Source organism: Bradyrhizobium sp. AUGA SZCCT0158, assembly GCF_018130065.1.
Taxonomy (GTDB): Bacteria; Pseudomonadota; Alphaproteobacteria; order Rhizobiales; family Xanthobacteraceae; genus Bradyrhizobium.
The window spans coordinates 70,995-93,628 of sequence record NZ_JAFCME010000018.1; the positions used below are offsets into that span (position 1 = coordinate 70,995).

A 22,634-nucleotide genomic window follows, 5' to 3' on the forward strand; every position below is an offset into this window, starting at 1 on the left:
GATTTGTCATGATCGCCCGCGCGCTCCTCCTTGCCACTGCGCTCATCGCCGCCTCCGCGGCGACGGCGGTCGCGCAGACCCGTGGCGACATCATCGCCGCCCCCGCGCTGCGCGCCAGCGTTGTTGTCACGGGCGATTTGGTGCGGATCGGCGATGTCATCGACAACGCCGGCAGCGCTGCGCAGATCGCGATCTACCGCGCGCCGGATCTGGGCACCACCGGCTCGCTGCCGGTCGCGCAAGTGCTCAATGCGCTGCGGTCGCATCACGTGATCGGCGTCGACACACGGGACCTGAAGGAAATTTCGGTGACGCGGCTGGCCCGCACGCTCGAGGGCAAGGACATCGAGCAGCAGGTCGCGCGCGCGCTGGAGCGCAAGAACGGCCTCGGCGAGGCCGCCAATCTCAATCTCACCTTCGACCGCGACCCCGGCGATGTCAGGCTCGATGCTTCCAACACCGGCGGCATGCAGGCCGCCATCGTGCGCTTCGATGCGCGCAACGGCCGCTTCGACGTCACCTTCGAAATATCCAACGACAATGGCACGGCGCCGATCAAGCTGCGCTTCACCGGCACCGCGATCGAGACCGTCGAGGCCGCGGTGCTGGCGCGCGCAATCGAGCGCAACGAAGTTCTGAAATCCTCCGACGTCGTGATCGAGCGCCGCCCCAAGGCCGAAGTCGGCGCAGATGCCGCGACGCGCGACCGCGCGGTCGGCATGCAGGCGCGCCGACAGTTGCGCGCCGGCCAGGCCGTCCGGGTTGCCGATCTCGCCAAGCCGGATCTGGTGCAGCGCGACCAGAACGTCACGCTGATCTACGATAGCCCGGGCCTTTACCTCACCGTGCGCGGCAAGGCGCTCGAGAACGGCACCGAAGGCGACGTCGTCAACGTCATGAATTTGCAATCCAAGCGCACGGTGTCCGGCACCGTCACCGGCCGCGGCCAGGTCTCGATCACGGTCGCCGCTTCCCGCCCTGCGCCTGCCGCCGCCGATACCACCTCTTCGCTCGGCAGCACCGGACAAGCCGCCCCCGTCGCCGTCGCCAAACTCAGTTCGTCAGTCGCTCCAAAAGCCGAGTAATGTAGATGTCAGTCTCCCGTATCAACCGCTTCATCCTCACCGGCGCCTTGCTGACCGTGGCAGCGCTCGCAAGCGGTTGTTCCTCGATCGACCGCCTCTCCCAGATCGGCGAAAAGCCGAAGCTGACCGAGATCGAGAATCCGACCACGCAGCCCGGCTACAAGCCGGTGCAGATGCCGATGCCGAAGCCCGAGCAGGCTTCCTACAACGCCAACTCGCTGTGGCGGAACGGCTCACGCGCCTTCTTCCGCGACCAGCGCGCCGCGCGCGTCGGCGACATCATGACGGTGACCGTCAACATCACCGACAAGGCCAACATCGCCAACCAGACCCAGCGCAGCCGCTCCAGCAAGGAAGACTCCGGCGTTACCGACTTCCTCGGATCGCAGACGATCACGCAAGCGAACAAGATCCTGCCGGGCAAGATCCTGACTGCGGACTCGACCGCCTCGACCGACGGCAGGGGTTCGGTCAACCGCCAGGAAGCATTGCAGACCAACGTCGCCGCCGTGGTGACGCAGGTGCTGCCGAACGGCAATCTCGTGGTCGAAGGCAAGCAGGAGATCCGCGTCAACTTCGAAATCCGCGAACTGATCGTCGCCGGCATCGTGCGGCCGGAAGACATCCAGAGCGACAACACCATCGATTCCTCGAAGATCGCGCAGGCCCGCATCGCCTATGGCGGCCGCGGCCAGATCACCGACGTGCAGCAACCGCGCTACGGCCAGCAGGTAATGGACGTGCTGCTGCCGTTCTAGTTCGTAATCCCGAGCTCCCACACCTCGTTGTGAACCTAGGCGCGACGATGTGTTCTAACGCGGCCCTTGTCAGCTCCCCTGACGAGGGCCGCGGTCGTTTTGAGGAAATGACGGAAAGCCCGAACGTCAGGCCGACTTGCGCACGCGGCGCTTGCGGACCGGCTGCGGCGTCTCGCTCTCGCGCAGGTCCTGCGCGCCGGCGAATGCGGCCAGCACCTTATCGGCCGATACCACGCGGTTGCGGCCGGAATATTTTGCGGCGTAGAGCGCCTCGTCGGCCTGCCCCAGCAGCCAATCCGCGCGCGTATCCTCGCTCGGCACCAGCGTCGCGATGCCGATGCTCAGCGTCACGAACGGCGGCACACCCGGCGCGCCGTGCGGCAGCCGGACCCGCGCCAGCGCATCGCGCAGCCGCTCGGCGAGTTTTCGCGCGCCGGCGGAATCGGTTTCGGGCATGATGATGGCGAACTCTTCTCCGCCATAGCGTGCCGAAAGATCGGCCGGGCGAAACGCGTTCTTGCCGATCGCGTCCGCCACCGCGCGCAGACACTCGTCGCCTTTTTGATGGCCGTGCAGATCATTGTAGAGCTTGAAATGATCGACGTCGCACAACAGCAGCGACAGCGGTTTTCTGGTTCGTTGCGCGCGCGCCCATTCCATCGCCAGCGTCTGGTCGAACGAGCGGCGGTTGGCAAGGCCGGTCAGGCCGTCGCTCGCCGCCAGCGTTTGCAACGCCAGCTCCGCACGCTTCTGATCGGTCATGTCGCGCAAGGTCTCGACGACGGCGATCAACTTGCCGTCCTCGTCGTGGATCGGGCCGGCGTCGATGGCAAGATACAATTGATTGCCGAGCTTCGGCATCACGCACCAGTTTTCGGCGGAGAAGCCGACGCCGTCATCGGGGATGGTGTGCTCGGGATAGAGCTGGCTCAATTTGTCGGGCCGTCCGAGCGCGACCAGATCGGCCAGGCAATAGCGCTGCTGCTGATAGAACGCGCGCCAATGATCTGATGAGCCGATGACGTCAGCCGCGACGACGCCGGTCAGGCGCTCACAGGCCCGGTTCCAGATCACGACGCGCCGTTTTGGATTGAGCACGAAGGTCGGGACCACCAAATGCTGCATCAGCCGCACGGCATAACCCTGTGCGACGTCAGCACTTGTTTTGGCTCCGGTCTTCAAGTCCTCTACCCTCGGATCGACAACGCTGGAGGCTATGGGTATTAGGCCAGCGATGAATGGAAGCCCGGTTAGGAATCCCAGTTAGTGCCGGGTTAAAAGGGCCCGGATTTCCCGGTGCAGTGCGGCAGATTGCCGTGTTTTTGCGGCAGAAAGTTCCATCGAAACGACAAAGAGTTCCACAAGAGTGCGATTCGAACTGATATTCCCTCTGTGCCTGACCGGGCCAATTCTCCTGAACCGGACATGACGATGCGCTTGTGCTGGCCGTTCCTTGTTGGCGTTCTCTGTGCAGCGACCCCATCGTTGACCGCGGGCGCGGTAGAACGGGAAGAGCCCGACATCGACATGTACGCGCACATCTCGGGCAAGTGCACCAAGCTGAAGATCGCCGGCCGCGATTTCGGCTGCAAGGCGGTGGCCTATTTCCACGGCCAGCAGGGCCGTGCGCATTTCACCATCGTGCTCGACGATCCCCGCGACGACAGCCACATCGTTTCATTTTCAGGTGAAACCGGCCGCCGCGAGCAGGACAACGTCTATGAACTGCAGGTCGACCGGATGCTGCTGAACTCCAAAGAGAGGCCGAAGGTCGACGGCCTGCCGGTGCCACTGGTTGAATCATCGACCGGCACATGCCGCCAGGTGGGGATCATCGCGACGAGGCAGGTCTCCAGCATCTCCTGTGCGGCGACCGCCAGGGACGGCCGGAAATACGAACTGCAATTCGAGTCCGACGGCGAGCCGGTGACGCTGCGCCGGATCAGGCAATCCTCCCTCACCGAGGAGAAGGCGAACGCCAAGAAAGCCGAGCAACTGGAATGCCGCCGCAAGGCCCATCTCGCCAAGGTTCTGCCGCGCGACTGGACCGCGTTCGTGATCCGGTGCCTGGCCGATGACGACCAGAAGCCGGCGACGGCAGAGCAGCGGTAGGCTGGCGGTAGGTCTGTCGGATCGTTACCGAGCCGTTAACCCTTCGTTAACCAAGCCGTCTCATCCTCGAAAGTCCAGGAGAGGATCCAAGGGATTGACCAGGTCGGTCACCTGGCCGGCGCGCGCAGGCGCTCCCTCTCCTGCCCACTCGTATTGATCACGGCTGCAAACATGATCGCTGAAAGCAATAGCAACATCGCCTGGCACCGGGTTCAGCTCAAGAAGAACCGCGAGGCCGTCAAGGCATTGGAAATCGCCCGCTTCCGGGTTGGCGAGATGACCGGCGCGGCCGGCCATGCGCAACAAAAAGCGCTGACCCAGCTCAAGCGCAAGATCGCTGAATCGCAGCGATGCATCGCCGCGCACGAGAGACAAACCAAGCGGCCGCTGGCGACTGATCTGCGAAGCCTCGCGCAGGTGAGCTGGGGCAGCTGGGACGCCTACAGCGTATCGCGGCAGGCCTCCTCGCGCGCGTAGGATGTAGGATGGGTTGAGCTCTTCGCGAAACCCATCAACTGCTGCCCGCGAATGAGTGATGGGTTTCGCGAAGAGCTCAACCCATCCTACGGACTACGGACCGCAAGAAGGCGGACCTGTCACGCCGAAGCTCGGAGAGCGTAGGCGGATTGCTTCGCTGCGCGCGCAATGACATACAATTCGGCATCGCTTTCGTCTCCCCAAGGAGGTCAGCCATGTGCCGCATTTGCGATGCCAGCCACGCCGTTGAAGACCGGGAAACCTCACGCCGCCGTTTCCTTCAATTCACGGGCGGGATCGCCGCAAGTCTTGCGCTGGCACCGCTTGCCTTTGCCCCGGCGGCCTTTGCCAGGGATGCAACAGCCAAGGATGCAAAACCGCCGCCGAAGCCGCAGAACCAGATGTCGCCGGCCGCGGCCCTCGATCGGTTGATGAAAGGCAATACGCGCTATGTCGAAGGCACCTCGCGCCGGCATGACTTCAAAAGTGAGCGGGAAGCCCTGGTCGGCGGCCAAAATCCCTTTGCCAGCATCCTGAGCTGCGCGGATTCCCGCATTGCGCCGGAATACGCCTTCGACAGCAGCCGGGGCGATCTGTTCGTCTGCCGCGTTGCGGGCAATTTCGCCAATGACGACACCGTCGCGAGCCTGGAATATGGCGTAGCCATGCTTAACTCGCCGCTGATCCTCGTACTCGGCCACGACAGCTGCGGCGCCGTCGATGCCACGATCAAGTCGCTCAAGGACAACACCACCCTGCCCGGCCACCTGCCGTCGCTGGTCAACGCGCTTGCGCCTGCCGTCAAGGCCAGCGCGGACAAACCCGGCGACAGGCTCGCGAACGCCATCCGCCAGAATGTCATCGACGTTGTCGCCCGGCTCAAGTCGGCGACGCCAATCCTCAGCGCCGCCGCGGCCGAGGGCAAGATCAAGATCGTCGGTGGTGTTTATCGGCTGGACAGCGGCAAGGTCGAATTGGTCGGCTGATCGTCAGGGCCGTACAATGATGCAGGAGGCGCCCCCACCATCTTCGTCTTCAAGCCTGCCGCACCACAACGTTATAGTCCAATCGATCCAGGACTTTACTCTTGATCGTCTAATCGGCCCAAGTGCGCTGTCCGCACTTGCATTCGAACATGTGGACGATGCAGCCGGTGCTCGGGCTCACCATGGTTCGAACCAGCTTCAACCTCTCGCCACAGGACCGGCAATCCTTGTCCGTCTCACTCTCCACGACGGCCACCATCTCAGCCCGAAATAATTCCATGGCCCACTCCGTTCCGACTGGGTTCCCGGGATACACGCTTGGTCCGGGAAATACTAAGGAGATTTTGACGGCCCGATGACATTCCACCGGGGCGTTGCCTTTCTGCATCGCGTGTCCTTGGTAGACGAAAGTAGCGTCGTCGTGTGGCTGGCCTTACTCGCCTTCCCGCGACTGGCCGCGTGCTCACGAGTAACGATCAATGTTGCGCTGCGATACGCAGCCTACTTGCGTTTGCGGAGTCCGGTATTACTCCGGAGATTGTTCAAAAGATTGATCCGATCTAGTCTGATCCCTGCGCTTTGACGTTTTGCTTTATTGAAGACGATTTTTTTCGACTTATCGAATAGCCATGATGATTGACCAGAAAGCCGACAGATTTTTTGTCGGCACCCGTTTCAAGATGAGTAAACTTGGAGTCGCTCGGTGCCCCGAGCTGGCTGACCGGGCTGGGATTGTCATTGAGGTGAGCCCTCGTACCACTGGCATCACCGTGCGGTTCGATGGCGCCCAAAGACCAACGTGCCTGCACAGGGACTTTATATCTCCCGTCCTGGGTTGACGAGCGTGGAGCATCAACTTCCGGGCGCGCACCACCACCGTGCATGACCGTTTTGCGTTGCCTTTCAGCCTACGGATGCGCCTGCCTTGGCCCGGCTGATTCCGAGGGCCAGAATGCGATTTAGCAGGTCGGGGTAGTCTAGGCCGTCATGCCGGGCGGCTGTCGCGAACTCCTGGCTCTTCGCTATTTCGGGATTGGGATTCGCTTCGATGAAATACGGAGTGCCGTCGGCCGAGAGCCGAAAGTCGATGCGTGCGTATCCATCGAGCTTCAGTGTACGGTAGATGCGTTTCGCTGTTCGCTGAATGCGGGCGGATACCTCCGGCGCAAGGTTCTTGGCCGGCCCGTCCTCGATTCCGACGCGCTCCTGGTAACCGGGATCGTGTTTTACCTTTTCGGTGGCAATCTGCCGTGCCCCCTCGCCACCCATGCTGCCGAATTTCAATTCCCAAATCGGCAGAACTCGCAGGCGATTGTTGCCGAGCACGGCGACATAGAGCTCACGCCCCTCGATGTACTGCTCGGCGATGGCGGCAGTTCCGAGCCGGTCGTGGACGAAAGCTACTCGCTCTGCGAGCTTCTCGTCCGTATCGACGATGGATGCTTGCGAGATGCCGAACGATCCATCCTCGTTCAGGCTCTTGACGATCAGCGGCAGCGCAAGACGCGTCGGCCGTTTGACTTTGCGGCGCATCGGAAACACGGCGAAGGCCGGCACCGCGATCCGGCGATGGTGCACTAGCGTTTTGGACAGATCCTTGCCGCGCGCCAGGATCAGGCCGCGCGGGTTACAGCCGGTATACGGGACTTTCATCAGTTCGAGAAAGCTCGCGATGTGCTGGTCATACCCTGACGTATAGTGGAACTCCTCCAGCAATGTGTACACCACATGCGGCTTGAAGCTTTCGATCGCGTCGCGAACCGGCTTGATTTCCTCCTGCACGCCGAGCGGGCGCACATCGTGGCCTGCCGCGCGCAAGGTGCTCACGACGTCGAACTCGGTTTTCCATCGGTTGATTTCCTGCGCGGTGTATCCGTCGGTCGAGTCCGGCGGCAAGAAGTCCGGATGCATCAGGACCAGGACGCGCAGGCGTCTCATAGCGCGATCCACTTGCGGCGTGACGGGCCGAACAGCGCGTGCATGGTCTTGGCGGTCAGCAGAATGGTGAAGTTGATCACAAGCTTCCGCTCCGAGCCCGGGGCCCGGAGATCGAGTTCGCGGCAGCGGGAGATCATGTCATCGAGAACGGCATCGAGCGTAAGCTGGTTCTCGCCCGTCCATCGCGCGACCAGCTGCCTGACCTGCGCGCGGTGCCGCCTGATGAAGGATGCCGCCGGCTGCGCCCGTCGATGTCGTTGATCGGCGGAGAACAGACGGGACAGGTCGCGGTCATACGTCTTCGGCGCCTCGAAAGCGTAAAACGCCTGCTTCTTCTGGTAATGCTCGCCAAGCGTTTGGCTGAGCCCGGACAGCGGATCGACACGCTCCCGTGATGTAATCGGCGGCCGCTCGCCTGCAATCTCGCTCATCAGTTCGTCGACATATTCGAGCTTCTTCAGCGCCGGCCAACCGGCATAGCGTGCCCGCCATTTCGACCGCGGTCGCAGCCACACAGCAAAGGTTTCGGCGAAATCCTCGTCCGGATGGCTCTGCGCGTACCAGCGCCGAAGATGCTGGACGTAATTCCGGCTGGCCGGATTGGGCCGGTAGTAGAGCGGATAGTGTTTCGAGGACGGGCCGAACAACTGTTGCCAGCGTCGGCGGCGTTGCAACTGGTAAGCGTGCTGCACGGCATGCCCTGCCTCGTGACGGAGGATGGCCATGCATTCCGACCAGGTACTTCCCTCTACCTCGAGCATCATTTTTTTCTCGAGTTTCATCAGGCGGGGATGGGCAAGATAGAACGGGATGGCGATGCCCGGCACATCTGCCGGACTGAACCATTCGCTCGATATCCATGCGTGTGGCCGCAGCCGGATGTTCCGCGCCTGGAGTTCTTCGTTCAGAGTGCCGAGGCAATCCTCGAGCCAGGTGCCCTTGATGTTGACCTTCAGGCTGCTGAGACGCTGCTTGAGCAACTGCTCATCCGGCAGCTTTTCCCAGGTATATTTCCGAGGTGGCATAGGCATCCAGAAATCATGAAAATACAGTATCTGGATGGTGTCATAGTATTCCGCTGGCAACAACCGCCTAGTCCTTGCGGCACTTTCGACCCGGTGTCCCAGAGGAGCCCGTTGACGAGCCATCCAGTCAAGCAGGCGCGGGAGCCGGGCCACCGCGCAGGCGGCGCGTGCAAGCGCCCGCTGGACGGCTGGGTTTGGGCTATTAGTCCGCGGTATCGCCACAAAGCTTATGGACGCGGTCGAAAACGCTGCGAATGCCCAATCGCAGCGGACGTTGAGTGTGCAATCATCGGTGACGGCAAAAGCGTTCTACGCAAAGCGCGGCTTCAAGACTGTTAGGGAGGGGTCCTTCGGTGAAGAGCCGACGATCCTGATGTCGAAGATATTCCGCGGACGTCAGAGACAGGTTCGTAGGTGGGTTAGCGAAGCGTAACCCACCCTCTTGCTTGCCGCACGACAGCCTCTGCTTGTAGTCCAATCGATCCAGGCATCGAACCAAACGATTAATTGATTACTTGCACGCCCGGAGATCAAATTCGGACCTTGATGCGGCGCCATCCCCGTCCCGCCTGCACATCGATCGTGCGTAGGCTGTTACGCGCCTTCACTGGTGCGAAAGATTTGAGCGTTGAATCCGCGCCTGGAAAATGCCGAAGGGGTCTTCGCGGCGGGCGAGCTTCCGATAAGTGGTTAGGTCGTCTTCTTGGAGCACGGGTCCCTCGCCCCGTCGCCCAACAGAGCCCGTGCTTGGTACCAACGACAGCGATGTGCCAACGCCCGCATAAAGGTATCGGTCGCCGAAAGCCTGCTTCAACGCTGCGAATGTCGGCTCACCGGTGCAGTGGCCCGGAGCGATGCTCTCTATCTTGAACGTATCCTTGAGCGTTGCCACGGACCTGGCAATGACCTCGTCCGGAGCGACGACGAGGTGGAATCCGCCGGCGATCAAACGTATTTTGGAACTGATGGCCGCCGCCGCCTCGACGATCTTTTCGACTCCCGGGTGCGCGCAGCCGACCACAAGCACTACGCCGTCCGAGGTGTTGACCGCTAAGGACAACTCTTTGAGCTCTTTCGTGCCTGGAGCGTCGGATACCAGTGCTATCAAGGTAATGCCTGGAACGATTTCCGTCGTTTTGTCGATTAGTTCGATGTTGGCTCCCTGCCAAGCGGTGCCGAATTTCATGACTTCCGGCGGCTTGCCCTCGTAGTAGCGCATCTCGGAGGGCAAAGACTCGTCCTTTCGGTAGAAGCTCGATGGCAGCGACGAACCGTAAATGCCGAATCCTTCTCTAGGTGCGTAGATCTTTACCGTCGGATTCACGCTCAGAACATGATTCAGGCCAGCCATGTGATCGGAGTGTCGGTGCGACAGGACGACGAAATCGATGTTGGTAAGGTCAACACCCTTCGCCTTGACGTTGGCTGCGAAGATGTCTGGATCGTTGCCTGTGTCAAACAGGATTCGTTTACCGACGACCTCCACGAGCGCGGAGAAGCCCCAATCCTTCTTCATTGCGGCATCGGTGCCGAAAGCGTCATAGAGGATAGTGATCTGGCTGTTGGGCTCAGCCGCGGCCGTTGTCGCAGGGGCAACCACGGCAGCGACGCCGCCAAGTGCGGCCGCAAAGAACAATGCTGCGCGAAGTTTCATGGAAGTTCTCCTTCTTTGAGAACACCCCCATTTGAGTTTGCTTGTCGGAGCCTTACGGGAATGCGCGATTGAGTCCCCGCGCCACACCGGGCGGACGATACTTTGATCTCCCCGAAGCTTGTTTGATCAGCCGGTCGCCGTCCCTAGCGCCATTCGGGAGTTTATCTCAAGGCGTGGCCGCTCGCCGCATGAGTACGCCCAATTTCCGGAAGTGTCACGACAAAGTCGCGACGCACGGCGTAGAGCGCGCCTTCCGATCACCCGAAGCTATGGGCGATATAATGCATAGCGAAGAAAGAAGCTCATAATGATTGACCAGAAAACCGACAGAATTGTTGTCGGCACCCGTTTTAGGATGGCTTGGAGCCGTTCGGTGCCCAGAGTTGGCTGACCGGGCTGGCATTGTTATTGACGTGAGCTCTCGTACCACTGGCATCACCGTGTTGTTCGATCGCGCCCAAAGACCAACTTGCCTGCACAGAGACTTTATCTCTGCCGTCTGAACCTGGATGGGCGGCCAGGTCGTTCGTTCGGAACGAGCCGCGCGGCAACGCCGCCTCCCCAACCGCCAGCCCTCCTCTACCCCGGCTTGATCCCCGCCGCCTGCATGATCGGCAGCAGCCGCTTTTCCTCGTCGTCGCGGAATTTGCTGATCTCGGTTGATGAGGCCGGCCACGGCGTGGCGCCAAGCTCTGCGTAGCGCTCCTGCAAGCCGCGATCGGCGAGCGCCTTGACGGTGAGCGCACTTACCTGCGCGACAAGATCGGCCTTCATGTTCGCCGGCCCGATCAGCGCGGTCCACGACGTCATCGCATATCCCGGCAGCACCTCGGCCATGGTGGGCACATCAGGAAGCTCGGGGAGCCGCTTCAGCGACGTGACGGCGACCGGCTTGACCTGGCCTGCGCGCACGCTCGGCAACGAGCCGGGCAGATTGTCGAACAACAGATCGACGCGGCCGCCGAGCAGGTCGGTCAATGCGGGCGCGGCGCCGCGATAGGGAATGTGGTTGACCTCCACGCCGGCCATGCTGTTCATCATCTCGCCCGACAGATGCAACGTGGTGCCGAACCCGGCCGAGGCATAGGTGTATTTCTTCGGCTCCTTCCTGAACGCGGCCAGCAACTCCCTGATGTCGGAGGAGAACAGGTCCTTCTTCGCCACCAGGATATTGGGCAATTGCCACATGCCGCCGATGAAGGTGAAATCGGCGCGCGGATCATAGGGAAGCTTTGCGTAGCTTCCGATCGCCAGCACGTTGCTGGCGATGCCGCCGAGGCCGAGCGTGTATCCGTCTGGCGGCGACTTTGCCACCGCATCCGCCCCCAGCACGCCGCCCGCGCCAGCCTTGTTCTCGACGACGAAGGACTGTCCGGACAGGTCGCTCATCTTCTGACAGATGATCCGCGACAGCGTATCGGTGGCGCCGCCGGCCGGAAAACCGTTGACGTATTTCACCTGCCGCGCCGGCCACGCCTCTTGCGCGAACGCCTCGCGCCTTGCGAGATAGGGCGCGGCAATCGAGCCGCCGAGCATGGCCAGCAATTTGCGGCGGTTCACAGGCGTGAGCTGCGGCATCATTTTCCCTCCCTTGCGCAGGCGCCTGCTCGATTGGTCGGGCAAGGCTTGCTGCGCCGGCGACAGCGTAGTGCGCCGTTCTCCGGCGTGAAAGAGCCGAACAGCGCTCCGTCAAGTCAAATACATGCGGCTTATTGGCCCGACGGGCAAATCAGTTCCGATTTACAGAAGTTGTGTCAAGCCCTAAAATAAAAAATATTTCTGTTTACCAGAATGGAAAATCAGGTGCATATGTTTAGCCATCCCGTCCTACTCAGAAGGGCGTCGGCCGTCGTCACGGACGTTGGGCGGGTTGCGGTGGACGCTTGTTTGCGCTGAGACGATGGCGTGGATGAGCGTACGGCAAAACCGTGTGGTCCTGGCGCCCGTTGCTGGCGTCAAGCCGTCGGCTAAGCGTGAGCTGAACCGGCGATGACGGAGTCAACCAAGAACTCGTCTCCGGGGAGATCACGGCATAAGCCGTAAAGCCATTGCGCAGGGAAGGCCGGGTGTTCTCCGCTGCCCTGTATGCTCGTGTGCACCTTGTTTTGTGCAAACCGCACACGAGACCGCGGGTGCAGCGCGCACCCGGTCTTCCCTGCGCCCTCATATTTCGAGGGCAAGGAACTTCTGGCAAACCTCGGGCGTATCAGGCCGCGAGAACGCGGAAGTGCGCTTAGACCACGGTGCAGCAACAAACACCGCCGTCGTCCCAGCCTTGAGCTCAGATGCGCAATTACGCATCTGAGCTCAAGGCCGGAACGACGGTGTAGCTGTGACCTCCCGCACATTCGAAGGGACAATGCGCCACCGAAATGAACCCACGTGCATTCCACGGCAACTGACGCATGAAACAGTGTGACAACGCGAGACGAACCAATGCAGGCGGCCATGACGAGAAAAGCAGCAATCCTGTTCGCCCTGCTGGCGACCATGTTCACCGCATCCCGCGCAGTGGCGGCTGAACCCTGCAGCACGACGCCGGCGCGCTTCAACATTGCAGAGACGCTGTGGCACGCGGCCGAAGAACATCCGGTCCATATCACCTTCACGACCCGGACCGAGGGCGTGAAAATGCCGGGCTATCTCCTGGAAAAATATCCGAACGAGATGACCGTCGTCCTGCAATATGAATTCGGCAAGCTGACCGTGAAGGACGACCGCTTCGAAGTGCTGGTGTGGTTCAAGGGCTATCCGGAACGGCTCGTCGTCCCCTTCAACGCCATCAAGGCGTTCTATGACCGCACCGAGTTGAAGTGCTCGGGTGGCTAAACTTCACTCAGGCGTCGCGCGGCGGATCAATGCGCAGAGCCCGGTCATGCGGGCAATGGGATGCTCGACAAACAGGCGACAAGACTTCAGCGCATCTTGAAGCGTATCGGGCGGTGCCGCAGGTTTCAGCTGCGGCGCCAGCATCTGGCCATGCGCATACCCGAGCGCGCGGGTCGAACGCGTCAACGCGTCGAGCCGGCCGTCGGCTTGCAGCGGCACCAGCATGGTTCGCACCAGCGCCAGATACGCCGGCCAGTACGCCAGATGCCGGTACATGCTCGCAATCAATTGCGGTTCGGTGTCCTCGCCAAAACCGTTCAATTCGCCAACAAGCCGCGCCACCTCGGGATCGAGCGCGTCCATCGGCGGCAGTTCCGGAATCTTGACGCCGGAGGGCGGAGGTGCGGAGCCGGCGGCCGCGACGTTCACGGCCGGGCGCGGTTCGAAATGCGCGAGCAACGCCGACAGCACGGTCAGCGCCAGCGCGTTGGTGTATTGATAGCTGTCCAGCACATTGCGAATGATGGCTTGGTCGGATTGATCGATGCCGGCGGCGAGCAACGTGTCGGCGGAAAATCCGGGCACATCCGGCAAGGCGATCGTGCGCCTGACCGATTCGGCATGCAGCGGTGCGGCGCCGAGATAAAGCGGCCGCACCGTGGCCCAGGTCCAGGGCAGCGCGCCCGGCATGGTCGCGAGGTTGCGCCAGATCAGATTGACGACGCTGGTGCCGAGCACCTTTCGGATGTCGGCGAAGATCTCGGCGATTTCACCGCGCGCGTCGGCTTCGAGAATCGAGGGAACGCTCTCCTGCCCTTGCATGATTGCCGCTCAGTCCCGAAAGCTCGCCGCCACGGTGCCGAGCCCGTCGAGCTCCATCACCACGCTGTCGCCGGCATTGAGCCACACGGTCTTGACCAGGCTGCCGGTGAGCACGACCTGCCCGGCGTGCAATCCCGTGCCCTCCTCGGCCAGATGATTGGCGAGCCAAGCCAGCGCGTTGTGCGGATGCCCGAGCACGTCGGCGCCGGTGCCGCGCCCGACTTCGGTGTCGTTGACAACGGCGCGGCCGACCACCTTGAGCAGATTGGGCGCCGCGGTGCGCGGGATCGCCTGACCGAGCACGCAGCCGGCGGCGAAGAAATCATCGGCCACCAGCGTCGGCGCGCCCATGGTTTCCCATTTGGCGTAGCGGTCGTCGACGATCTCGATCGCGGGGTAATAGGCCTCGATCGCCTCCATTACCCACTCCGCCGTGAACGGCGCTTCCGACGGCAGCAAATTGCGCGCGAGCCGGACCGCAATTTCGCACTCGACGCCGACACGGACGTAATCGCCGAAGCGCAGCTTGGCGCCGGACTCATGCACGCCCTTGGCAAACACGCCGCCGCCACAGGGATGGGGTATGTCGAGATATTGCTGCATCACCGCGCTGGTGCAGCCGATCTTGTATCCGACGAGGCTGCCTATTTGCGGCAGCAAGAGATCGTGCACCGCGCGCTGGATCTTGTAGCCCTCGGCCTCGTCCTGCGGCACGAGTTCGCTCGAAAGCGCGGCCAGCGGCGAACGGCTGCGGCGGGCGCTGGCGATGCGCTTGGCGGCCGCGAGAATTTTGTCCATCGGCGGCAGCTCTCTCGTTGCAATCCGGCAACGCCGACCGCGCGCTGCGGTCAGATGCCGGAGGTTACTCTACTCGTCCCGGTAAACCTTTTCACGCTTCTCGTGACGCTCCTGCGCTTCCACCGACAGCGTTGCGATCGGGCGGGCTTCCAGCCGCTTCAACGAGATCGGCTCGCCGGTCTCTTCGCAATAGCCGTAGGTGTTGTCTTCGATACGCTGCAGCGCCGCGTCGATCTTGGAGATCAGCTTGCGCTGGCGATCCCGAGCGCGCAGTTCGATCGCGCGATCGGTTTCGGAAGAGGCGCGATCAGCCAGATCGGGATGATTGACGTTCTCTTCCTGGAGGGTCTGCAGGGTGATCTTCGATTCCCGCAGGATCTCGTCCTTCCACGCCAGCAGCTTGGCGCGAAAATAATCGCGCTGGCGGTCGTTCATGAAAGGCTCTTTTTCGGAGGGTCGATAATTCTTCAACTTTTCCAATGTCAGCCTATCTTTAAGTGCAAGGCGAAACGGAAAATCGTCCGTCCGCGCGCGCCTTATATAGCGGCGAGTTGTGACAGACAATATCGGCCCTAGGGCAAGGAAGGCCGCCCCGGAGCGCATACACAGGCAAAACTGTGCACCGCAGCGGGGCAGCCCGCTTGGTCAGTAACCGACGGTAAAACGCTGCCGGATATGGGCCGGACGCTCGATTTCGTCGGCGAGTGCAACTGCGAAGTCCTCGAAGGAAATCCAGCTTTTGCCGTCGGACGCGGTCAAAAGCTGGTCGGTCCCGAGACGGAACTTGGCCGTCCGCTCGCCGGCCGTGAACAGGGCCGAGGGCGACAGGAAGGTCCAGTTCAGCTCCTTTTCCTGCCGCAGCAGGTCGAGAAAGGCGCCGCCCTTCTCGGCCTCGGCCTTGTATACCACGGGAAAATTCGGCGTCGTGACCAACCGGACGCCCGGCGCCACTTCGAGGCTGCCGGCGCCGCCGACCACGAGGTAGCGGCCAACCTTCGAATCACGGGCGGCGCCAATCAGCCCGGCCGGGTCGCTGTCGAGGAAGTGCACCGAGCTGACCGCAGCGTCGTGGCCGGCGAACAACGCGGCCAGGCCGGCCTGGTCCTGCACGTCGCCCTGCTTGGCCGTGACGTTGGGCTGGCTCGCGATCCTCTCGGGGTGGCGGGCAATGGCGGTGATGGTGTGGCCGCGGCTGGCCAGTTCGGTGACGATACGCGAGCCGGCATTTCCGGACGCGCCGACGACGGCGATCTTCATCTTGGGTCTCCTTGCGATGGGATGGATCTGGTATCCAATGGTGACTAGATAACGCAAAGAGCGTAGGTGTTAAGAGAGCACTTTGAACTCACCTGATTACGCCGGAGTAACCGCCATGAAAATGAAACCCGACGCCTATGCCGCCAATTGTCCGACGCGCCAGATTCTCGATCGCGTCGGCGACAAATGGGCGGTGCTGATTCTGCTGCTGGTGCGCGACGAGCCGATGCGCTTCAATGCGCTACGCCGTGCCATCGAAGGCATCTCGCAGAAGATGCTGTCGCAGGTGCTGAAGAGCCTCGAGCGCGACGGGCTGATCAAGCGCCGTGTCATCGCAACCGTGCCGGTGACGGTGGAGTATTCGATCACGCCGCTGGGGGCGACGCTGTCGACGGCGGTCGATGCCTTGCGCGATTGGGCGGAAAGCAATCTGAAAGAAGTGCTGAACGCGCAGCGCCGCTACGACGCGCAGCGCAATTCGATGGCGGCGTGACAGACGGGATGTGAGGAAGCGCGAAGCCTAGAATTTCCCGGCCTTGGCCAGTTCGACTTCGACTCGAAGCTCGATCTCGGCCAGGACGGCATCGAGGCCGGGATCGCCGGAGGAGGATTTCAGGTTGGCCGCGGCATCGCGCAGCCGGTTCATGGTGGCGGCATCGAGATTGCCGGACAGCAGCCCGAGCTTGAGTTCGTCGAGCACGTCGAGCGCGCCGCACCCGCGTGCCACCGACCGCTTGCGGCGCTCGGTCGGATCCTCGACGCCCTGCATCGCCAGCAGCGCGTCGATGCTGCCGGCGGCTTTCGGCGGGGCCGCGGAGCGGGTCTCGTCCGGCGTCGCCGGCGCATCCGGCAGCGAAAAGCCGGTCGAGTTGGTTCGCCGCGTGCTGCTCGCGGGCGATCCAAGCGTGGTGCCGTTCGGTCCGTAGATGCGCATCGTCGTGAATCTCGCCGGTCGATTGCAGGGAGCTTCGCCGCTTTATGGTTAATGCCGCGTAAACGACCCGGCAAAATCTGCCGCCGCGCGGCAGTTTCGCCGGTGCCGCGAGATCGGCCGGATCGCGCACCAACACGTAAAGCATAGCACTTTCAACGGACTAGGCCACCGAATCCGCGTGGCACCGATCTCGCATAGTTAATCCCGGGCTACCGTCATGGGAGTGGCGTGTGGTCCGGGAAGACTTCAGGGGAGCATTGGGATGCCCGGCATCCATACGGCAAGAGTGTTGAGGGTAGGCTGCGCAGCGCTGCTGGCGCTGGCATTGTCGGCCATGTCCGCAGGCGCGACCTCGCGGATCAAGGACCTAGCCAATATCGAGGGCGTGCGTCAGAACCAGTTGATCGGCTACGGCCTCGTCGTCGGCCTCAACGGCACCGGCGACACGCTGAACAACATCCCCTTCACCAAGCAATCGCTGCAGGCGATGCTGGAACGAATGGGCGTCAACATCCGCGGCGCCACCATCCGCACCGGCAACGTCGCCGCCGTGATGGTCACCGGCAATCTGCCGGCGTTCGGCACCCAGGGCACGCGGATGGACGTCACCGTTTCCGCGCTCGGCGACGCCAAGAACCTGACCGGCGGCACCCTGCTCGTCACCCCCCTGCTCGGCGCCGACGGCAATGTCTATGCGGTCGCGCAAGGCTCGCTCGCAATCTCGGGCTTCGCGGCGGAAGGCGCCGCCGCCAGCATCACCCGCGGCGTACCGACCAACGGCCGTATCCCCAACGGCGCCATCATCGAGCGCGAGATCGAATTCGCGCTCAATCGCCTGCCCAATGTGCGGCTGGCGCTGCGCAATGCCGATTTCACCACCGCCAAGCGCATCGCCGCGGCCGTCAATGATTTCCTCGGCGTCAAGACCGCCGAGCCGATCGATCCGTCCACGGTGCAACTGGCGATCCCCGCCGAGTTCAAGGGCAACGTCGTCGCCTTCCTGACCGAGATCGAGCAATTGCAGGTCGAACCCGACCTCACCGCCAAGATCGTGATCGACGAACGCTCCGGCATCATCGTGATGGGCCGCGATGTGCGCGTCGCCACCGTGGCGGTGGCGCAGGGCAACCTCACGGTCTCGATTTCCGAGAGTCCGCAAGTGAGCCAACCCAATCCGCTGTCACGCGGCCGGACCGTGGTGACGCCGCGCTCGAGCGTGTCCGTTTCCGAAGACGGCAAGAAATTCGCGGTCGTGAAAGACGGCGTCTCGCTGCAGCAGCTCGTCGACGGCCTCAACGGTCTCGGCATCGGTCCGCGCGACCTGATCGGCATCCTGCAGGCAATCAAGGCCGCCGGCGCGATCCAGGCCGACATCGAGGTGATGTGATGCAAAGCAGCTTGAACGGCATCAGCAATTCGTACCCGAAATCCACGCTGATCACCGGTCGCAACGACCCGCAGCTGGCCGAGGCCCTGACCAAGATTTCGCCCGAGGCGCAGAAGAAGACCCGCGCCAAGGCACAGGACTTCGAGGCGATGTTCCTGAACTCGATGTTTTCGCAGATGACCACCGGCGTCAAAGGCGAAGGCCCGTTCGGCGATACGACGGGCACCGGCGCCTGGCGCTCGATGCTGACGGATGAATATTCGAAGTCGTTCGCCAAATCCGGCGGCATCGGAATCTCCAACGACGTCTTCCGTACCTTGATCCTGCAGCAAGCCAATCGCGCCGGCTGACATAAGGGAACCCCGACATGAATCAGCGCCCGCAAGCCCAGCCCGCCGCCACACCGGCACGCGCGATTTCCTCGCCGGTCGAGGCCCGCAAACTTGCGGAAGACCTGATGGACGTGATGAGCGGGCTGCTCGGCATCATCGAGCGCGAAACCGAACTGGTTCGCGCCGGCAAGATCCGCGAAGCGATGGAGCTTGAAGGCCAGAAGGGCGAGCTGTCGCGCCGCTACATGGTCGCGGTCGAGCATCTGAAGAACTCGCAAAAATACCTGGCGCAGGTCTCGCCTGAATTGCTGACCACGCTGCGGCGCCATCACGACACCTTCCGCGCCATGCTGCAGATCAATCTCACGGTGCTTGCGACCGCGCATGCGGTGTCCGAAGGCATCGTGCGCGGCGTCAACGTCGAGATCCAGCGCCGCAACATCCCCAACACCTATACGGCGAGCGGCCAGCGCGCGACGCCAGGGCCGCGCAACATGACGCCACTCGCGGTGAGCCGCTCGCTCTAAACATCTAAAATTTTCGACAAACTCGCGTCCCCGTATAAGCACGGGATTCAGCGCGTTCCCTAACACCGTGTTGAGGGGTGGGAAGTTATATTGCTGTTTGAGAGGGGTTGGGATTTGACTCGAAGCAAGCCTGGAGGCTGCCATGAGTACAGATTTCAACATCAAACCGGTGGGGGCACCGGTTGCCGCGCCGATTGTTCAACCGATCAGCGAGGCGGCGCATAATGCGGTCGCGACCGAATTGCCGGCGCCTCAGAGCGTCACGGCGTCGGACGCGGGCGCACGCAGCAGCGATTCCCGCGCGGTCCATGTTACGATTTCGAATCCGTCCGTCTCGAACCAGGTGGTGATCGATCGCGACGCGCGAGCGGTCGTCTATCAGGTGGTCGACAACCGGACGAGCCAGGTCGTCAAGCAATTTCCGGAAGAAGCAGTGCTGCGCCGCCGCGCCTATTTCCACGCCCTCGACCTGACCAGGGAAGCGCCGCAACGTCTGCGCGTTACCGACCAGCGGGCTTGAAAGCCAGAACGCCTGCTACTCAGGTTTCGTGGGTCGCGTAAGCCTTGTCCAGATAGGTCTGTCCGCTGACGGGATCGGTGACGACGGTGTTGATCTCGGCCTTGCCGTTGCTCGCCAGCGTGAACTTGGTGTCGCCGACCCGGAACGAATTATTCCTGATCAGCACGTCCTGATATTTGCTGGTGGCGCCGCTCTGGTAATGCACCTTGGCGCGAAAGCCGGTCACGTTCGAGACCGAGATCTTGAACGACTTGTTGTCGGCATATTTGCCGGTCCAGTCGCCCTGATAATTGTCGGGATTGACCGCGAAGTACGGCGTATTGGAGGGCACGGTCTGCCCGACGGTCTTGTAGTTGGCCGACAGGATGCTCAGGACGTCGGCCATGCTACGGGTCCCCTACCCTCAGGTGTCGTTAGGCGCGGCCGGCCAGGCCGGCGGCCAGGTTGCAGTTGATGTCGATCAGCGCCTTCAGCTTGGCCGGATCCGGGCTCATCTGCATGTCGACCGTCTGCTTCATCACGAACACACCGATATTGGCGATCTTCTGGCGAACCTCGATCGGCTGCGGATTCTCGTCGGCCGTCGCCGCGCTCATGAAAATCGACCAGAGCCGGCGGTTGAACAGCAGCGCGTTCTCAAGCGCCTGGCCGGGACCGGCCCAGTTGGTCTGGACTTCCTGGAGCTGTCGTGCGGCCTTCAGCAGCGCCTGCGCTTCGATTTCACGGGGAGACGACGTCGCATGCGACGTACGAGCGTAGGCCTGGGCTGCATTGGTCATTCAGGGAACCTCGGTGGGAGCGGTTGGCAGTGACCGCGTGGCTGCAAGAACTGCCCAACGTTCATACAAGTCCGGCCTTTAAATATGGTTAGCGGCGGTTACCAATTGTGTCAGCGGTCCGGCGAAATCCATATTTTCTCCACCATGCCCGCGGTGCGTTCTGATGAGATTAAGATCGAAGCCACAATTTTTTGCATGATGCGTTTTGCCCGCACGACTGGACATTTTTCTTTCAGCCAAAAAGAAAAACGGCGGGGTTTCCCCCGCCGTCTTGAACGTTGATGTGGCTGAACTTAGCGGAGCAGCTGGAGCACGCTCTGCTGGCTCTGGTTGGCCAGCGCCAGCGCGGACACCGCGATCGACTGACGGGTCGACAGCGCCTGGCTGTTCGCCGCTTCCTCGTTGGTGTCGGCCAGCGTCAGGTTCGACGAGCCGGTCTGCAGCACGTTGATCAGGTTCTTGTTGAAGTCCTGACGGATCTGCACGATCGACAGGTTCGAACCGAAGGCCGAAGCCTGCGAGCGCAGCGTCGAGGACGCGCCGTTCAGGGACGTCACGATCTCGTTGATCGCAGCGTTGTCCTTGAAAGCGCCCGTGGTCAGGACGTCGAGGCCGAGGCCGGCCGGGTTGAAGTTGACGCCCTGGATGCTCAGCGTCGACTTGCCGGTTTCGTTGAACGTCAGCTTCAGAGTGTCGCCGCCGAGCAGGTTGACGCCGTTGAACGACGCGTCCTGCGAGGTGGTGGTGATCTGATTGATGATGTTGTTGTACTGGGTGACCAGGTTGTCGCGGGTCAGCTTGGCCGCGGCGTCAACAACCGGAGCCGGCGCCGTGGTGCCGGCAGCGAACGCCTGGCCGGCGCCAACCGCGGAACCGGTGATCGCACCGATCGTGGCCGAAGCCGCTTCGTTCGTGGTGGTGATCGTCAGCTTGCCGGACACGAAAGTGGCCTGCAGGTTGTTGGCGGCGAGGGCATCGTTCAGCCCGTTGAGCGAGGAGACGCGGCCGGCACCCGTTCCGAACACGATGTCGGTGGCAGTGCCGCCGCCCGTCGCACCGATCTTCAGGGTCTTGCCTTCCAGCACGCCCGGCACTTCCGTGCGGGCCTGCGTCACGCCGCCTGCCAGACCGATCGCGCTGAGAGCTGCCGCGTTGCTGCTGGTCAGCGTCAGGTCGCTCAGCGTGCCGGTATTCAGCGTGATCACGCCGCCGGTGATGGTCGAGGCCGTCGACGAGCCGGTCAGGCCGTCGATCTTCGCCAGCAGGCCAGTGACGTCGCTGTCGACCTTGATCTGGTTCGGATCGTTGCCGATCGTGTTCGCGGCCACGAAGGTCAGCGTCTTGCCGTTGACGGTGAGGGTGTCACCTACCGCGAAGGCGTTCGACAGCGAAGCGGCCGTGCCGTCGCCGACGCTCAGCTTGGTGGCGCCGGCCAGGGCACCGGCCGTCACGGCGCCACCGCCACGAGTGGCGGTGCTTGCACCGGCGCCGTCGATGGCGAGCTTGTCGAGCACGTTTGCGGAGCCGGTCACGACGAGGTCGGCGGCCGTACCGGACCTCAGGGTGATGATACCGGCCGTTGCCGTCGATGCGTTGGCCGGGGTCGTGTTGCCCGACAGGGTGTCGATCGCTGTCATCAAATCGCTCAACGAGGTATCGACACCCATCGTATAGGCGGTGCCCGAACCGACGAGGCCATTCGCGCCGGCTCCGAAGGTGATCGTCTTGCCGTTGACAGTCAGCGTGTCGTTAGCCTGGATCGCGTTGGCGGCGCCGCCGACGCCGGCGTTGGTGGTCAGGGCCGACAGCAGCGTCGAAGCGCTCGCGTTGGTGGCGTTGCCCGAATAGAGCTGGGTGCCCGCTGTCGCGGCCGTGCTGGTATACGCAGCGCGCTGCGGAGCGGAAGCACCGGTGAACGCAGCGTTGGTCGGGTCCTGATCGGCGACGAGATTGTCGGCCGTTGCGCCCGCGATATCGACGGACGTGAACGCCGACTTGGTCGAGAAACCGACCGTCGTCTGCAGCGCCTGATTGGCGACGGACTTGGCGGAGTCGACGAGCTTCTGCAGCGAAGTGATGCCGGTGTTGGCGGCCTGCAGAACCTGCACGCCGTTGCCGATGCTGTCGAGAAGGTTGTTGATGTCGCCGGCGCGGCTGTCGAGCGAGGCGGCGGTGAAATAGTTGGTGGGATTGTCGAGCGCCGTGTTGACCTTCTTGCCGGTCGAGAGGCGGGACTGCGTGGTTGCGAGAAGATCAGCAGTCGACTGCAGCGAGAGAAGGTTCTGGCGAACCGAGGCCGAAAGAACAATACCGGACATGTTTCATACCTTTCTGGTGTGAAATTAAAACGAGCCACTATCCCGACCTCTCGATCAGGCGACGGCTCACTCTGAAACCAAGTCTCTAAGAAAAAA

The 22,634-nt window shown here is 62.4% G+C and carries 25 protein-coding genes; 12 read left to right on the forward strand and 13 right to left on the reverse strand.

What is annotated here, in order from left to right:
* Positions 1-8 precede the first annotated feature (8 nt).
* Positions 9-1,085 carry a flagellar basal body P-ring formation chaperone FlgA gene (flgA, locus tag JQ574_RS24400; RefSeq protein ID WP_212204319.1) on the forward strand — a complete coding sequence of 359 codons (1,077 nt, stop codon included), beginning with the start codon at positions 9-11 and terminating at the stop codon, positions 1,083-1,085.
* A gap of 5 nt (positions 1,086-1,090) precedes the next feature.
* Positions 1,091-1,843 (forward strand): flagellar basal body L-ring protein FlgH, encoded by a 753-nt coding sequence (gene flgH / locus JQ574_RS24405; protein WP_212204318.1) that lies wholly within the window; start codon positions 1,091-1,093, stop codon positions 1,841-1,843.
* Positions 1,844-1,969: 126 nt separating this feature from the next.
* Here the strand turns inward: flgH and JQ574_RS24410 are convergent, their stop codons facing one another.
* On the reverse strand, positions 1,970-3,025 hold the full coding sequence (locus tag JQ574_RS24410) for a diguanylate cyclase domain-containing protein (RefSeq protein ID WP_249119557.1): 1,056 nt from the start codon (positions 3,023-3,025) through the stop codon (positions 1,970-1,972).
* Between the two features lie 243 nt (positions 3,026-3,268).
* On the opposite strand from JQ574_RS24410, the gene JQ574_RS35735 reads away from it, so the two are divergent.
* From JQ574_RS35735 to JQ574_RS24425, 3 genes are all read left to right on the forward strand, one after another.
* Positions 3,269-3,955 (forward strand): hypothetical protein, encoded by a 687-nt coding sequence (locus tag JQ574_RS35735; RefSeq protein ID WP_312014620.1) that lies wholly within the window; start codon positions 3,269-3,271, stop codon positions 3,953-3,955.
* A gap of 171 nt (positions 3,956-4,126) precedes the next feature.
* Entirely contained in the window at positions 4,127-4,432 is a 306-nt protein-coding gene (locus JQ574_RS24420) for a hypothetical protein (RefSeq protein ID WP_212204317.1), read from the forward strand.
* 215 nt (positions 4,433-4,647) lie between these two features.
* The gene (locus JQ574_RS24425) at positions 4,648-5,418 is read left to right on the forward strand and encodes a carbonic anhydrase (RefSeq protein WP_212204316.1); all 771 of its coding nucleotides are present in this window, start codon (positions 4,648-4,650) and stop codon (positions 5,416-5,418) included.
* Between the two features lie 903 nt (positions 5,419-6,321).
* Here the strand turns inward: JQ574_RS24425 and JQ574_RS24430 are convergent.
* Positions 6,322-7,356 carry an ATP-grasp domain-containing protein gene (locus JQ574_RS24430; protein WP_212204314.1) on the reverse strand — a complete coding sequence of 345 codons (1,035 nt, stop codon included), beginning with the start codon at positions 7,354-7,356 and terminating at the stop codon, positions 6,322-6,324.
* On the reverse strand, positions 7,353-8,534 hold the full coding sequence (locus tag JQ574_RS24435; RefSeq protein ID WP_312018274.1) for a putative zinc-binding metallopeptidase: 1,182 nt from the start codon (positions 8,532-8,534) through the stop codon (positions 7,353-7,355). Before JQ574_RS24435 ends, JQ574_RS24430 begins: the two co-directional genes overlap by 4 nt.
* A gap of 61 nt (positions 8,535-8,595) precedes the next feature.
* On the opposite strand from JQ574_RS24435, the gene JQ574_RS35910 reads away from it, so the two are divergent.
* Positions 8,596-8,814, forward strand: coding sequence for a GNAT family N-acetyltransferase (locus JQ574_RS35910; protein WP_409411229.1), 219 nt, complete (start codon positions 8,596-8,598; stop codon positions 8,812-8,814).
* A 171-nt stretch (positions 8,815-8,985) separates the two neighbouring features.
* Here JQ574_RS35910 and JQ574_RS24445 read toward each other — a convergent pair whose 3' ends face one another.
* Together JQ574_RS24445 and JQ574_RS24450 are read right to left on the reverse strand one after the other, a co-directional pair.
* The gene (locus tag JQ574_RS24445; RefSeq protein ID WP_212204310.1) at positions 8,986-10,035 is read right to left on the reverse strand and encodes an MBL fold metallo-hydrolase; all 1,050 of its coding nucleotides are present in this window, start codon (positions 10,033-10,035) and stop codon (positions 8,986-8,988) included.
* Between the two features lie 579 nt (positions 10,036-10,614).
* A complete protein-coding gene (locus JQ574_RS24450) occupies positions 10,615-11,616 on the reverse strand; it encodes a tripartite tricarboxylate transporter substrate binding protein (RefSeq protein WP_212204308.1) in 1,002 nt (333 codons plus the stop codon).
* An 867-nt stretch (positions 11,617-12,483) separates the two neighbouring features.
* On the opposite strand from JQ574_RS24450, the gene JQ574_RS24455 reads away from it, so the two are divergent.
* Entirely contained in the window at positions 12,484-12,864 is a 381-nt protein-coding gene (locus tag JQ574_RS24455; protein ID WP_249119559.1) for a ClpXP protease specificity-enhancing factor SspB, read from the forward strand.
* Between the two features lie 3 nt (positions 12,865-12,867).
* On the opposite strand, the gene JQ574_RS24460 is transcribed toward JQ574_RS24455, so the two are convergent.
* The 4 genes from JQ574_RS24460 to JQ574_RS24475 form a co-directional block, all read right to left on the reverse strand.
* The gene (locus JQ574_RS24460; RefSeq protein ID WP_212204306.1) at positions 12,868-13,686 is read right to left on the reverse strand and encodes a hypothetical protein; all 819 of its coding nucleotides are present in this window, start codon (positions 13,684-13,686) and stop codon (positions 12,868-12,870) included.
* A 9-nt stretch (positions 13,687-13,695) separates the two neighbouring features.
* Positions 13,696-14,484, reverse strand: coding sequence for a 2-keto-4-pentenoate hydratase (locus JQ574_RS24465; protein WP_212204304.1), 789 nt, complete (start codon positions 14,482-14,484; stop codon positions 13,696-13,698).
* Between the two features lie 69 nt (positions 14,485-14,553).
* Positions 14,554-14,919, reverse strand: a complete 366-nt coding sequence (dksA, locus tag JQ574_RS24470; protein ID WP_092509290.1) for an RNA polymerase-binding protein DksA — start codon at positions 14,917-14,919, stop codon at positions 14,554-14,556.
* A gap of 210 nt (positions 14,920-15,129) precedes the next feature.
* The gene (locus tag JQ574_RS24475; protein WP_212204303.1) at positions 15,130-15,741 is read right to left on the reverse strand and encodes an NAD(P)-dependent oxidoreductase; all 612 of its coding nucleotides are present in this window, start codon (positions 15,739-15,741) and stop codon (positions 15,130-15,132) included.
* Positions 15,742-15,862: 121 nt separating this feature from the next.
* Between JQ574_RS24475 and JQ574_RS24480 the strand changes: the two genes are divergently transcribed.
* Complete coding sequence (locus tag JQ574_RS24480) at positions 15,863-16,234, forward strand: helix-turn-helix domain-containing protein (RefSeq protein ID WP_212204958.1); 372 nt, start codon at positions 15,863-15,865, stop codon at positions 16,232-16,234.
* A gap of 27 nt (positions 16,235-16,261) precedes the next feature.
* Here JQ574_RS24480 and JQ574_RS24485 read toward each other — a convergent pair whose 3' ends face one another.
* On the reverse strand, positions 16,262-16,675 hold the full coding sequence (locus tag JQ574_RS24485) for a flagellar assembly protein FliX (RefSeq protein ID WP_212204301.1): 414 nt from the start codon (positions 16,673-16,675) through the stop codon (positions 16,262-16,264).
* A gap of 262 nt (positions 16,676-16,937) precedes the next feature.
* Between JQ574_RS24485 and JQ574_RS24490 the strand changes: the two genes are divergently transcribed.
* The 4 genes from JQ574_RS24490 to JQ574_RS24505 all read left to right on the forward strand — a co-directional run bounded on the left by JQ574_RS24490 (position 16,938) and on the right by JQ574_RS24505 (position 19,441).
* Positions 16,938-18,062: a flagellar basal body P-ring protein FlgI gene (locus JQ574_RS24490; RefSeq protein ID WP_212204300.1), complete on the forward strand. Its 1,125-nt coding sequence runs from the start codon at positions 16,938-16,940 to the stop codon at positions 18,060-18,062.
* Entirely contained in the window at positions 18,062-18,412 is a 351-nt protein-coding gene (flgJ, locus tag JQ574_RS24495) for a flagellar assembly peptidoglycan hydrolase FlgJ (protein WP_212204299.1), read from the forward strand. The genes JQ574_RS24490 and flgJ overlap by 1 nt, the downstream gene beginning before the upstream one ends.
* A 17-nt stretch (positions 18,413-18,429) precedes the next feature.
* A complete protein-coding gene (locus JQ574_RS24500) occupies positions 18,430-18,921 on the forward strand; it encodes a hypothetical protein (RefSeq protein WP_212204298.1) in 492 nt (163 codons plus the stop codon).
* A gap of 142 nt (positions 18,922-19,063) precedes the next feature.
* Positions 19,064-19,441, forward strand: coding sequence for a hypothetical protein (locus tag JQ574_RS24505; protein WP_212383962.1), 378 nt, complete (start codon positions 19,064-19,066; stop codon positions 19,439-19,441).
* Positions 19,442-19,460: 19 nt separating this feature from the next.
* Here JQ574_RS24505 and JQ574_RS24510 read toward each other — a convergent pair whose 3' ends face one another.
* The 3 genes from JQ574_RS24510 to JQ574_RS24520 all read right to left on the reverse strand — a co-directional run bounded on the left by JQ574_RS24510 (position 19,461) and on the right by JQ574_RS24520 (position 22,538).
* Positions 19,461-19,826, reverse strand: a complete 366-nt coding sequence (locus JQ574_RS24510) for a hypothetical protein (RefSeq protein ID WP_192740231.1) — start codon at positions 19,824-19,826, stop codon at positions 19,461-19,463.
* 28 nt (positions 19,827-19,854) lie between these two features.
* Positions 19,855-20,220, reverse strand: a complete 366-nt coding sequence (gene flaF / locus JQ574_RS24515) for a flagellar biosynthesis regulator FlaF (protein ID WP_212204296.1) — start codon at positions 20,218-20,220, stop codon at positions 19,855-19,857.
* A gap of 293 nt (positions 20,221-20,513) precedes the next feature.
* Positions 20,514-22,538: a flagellin gene (locus JQ574_RS24520; RefSeq protein ID WP_212383963.1), complete on the reverse strand. Its 2,025-nt coding sequence runs from the start codon at positions 22,536-22,538 to the stop codon at positions 20,514-20,516.
* Positions 22,539-22,634: the final 96 nt, after the last annotated feature.